The sequence below is a fragment of the Phocaeicola sp. RTP21198st1_B8_RTP21198_201120 genome, assembly GCF_040929485.1.
Taxonomy (GTDB): domain Bacteria; phylum Bacteroidota; class Bacteroidia; order Bacteroidales; family Bacteroidaceae; genus Phocaeicola; species Phocaeicola dorei.
This window is the reverse complement of record NZ_JBCOCI010000392.1, coordinates 904-1,278: the sequence shown is the minus strand read 5'-3', so window position 1 is coordinate 1,278 and position 375 is coordinate 904. Positions and strand designations below refer to the sequence as shown.

The window sequence follows — 375 nt, the reverse complement described above, 5'->3', positions numbered from 1 at the left end:
ACACAAGTCTGCCCAACAGTCCATTGGCTGCCATTTATGAATCAGGATACAAACATACCAATAGCTTTGATTTACAAACTAACATCTCTTTACAATATAATGTACCTTGGGTTAAAGGCTTGAGCGTGAAAGTAACCGGAGCTTATGACTATACAACTTCTCATAATAAGAATTTGAATACACCTTACTCCACATATATACATAAAATGCCGACTTCGACAGCAGATTGGACTTGGTCTAAAGCAGACGATCCTCGCGGCACAGCAAATGGAATAAATTTAGGTGAAGGACAGTATAGTTCTCATCAAATGGTAGGCCAAGGAAGCATAATCTATGCAAGCTCCTTCGGAAAACATAATGTAGAAGGAATGGTAT

1 pseudogene is annotated in these 375 nt (G+C 38.7%); it reads left to right on the top strand.

What is annotated here, in order from left to right:
• Nucleotides 1–375: pseudogene (locus AB5935_RS26625) on the top strand (TonB-dependent receptor); the annotation flags it as partial.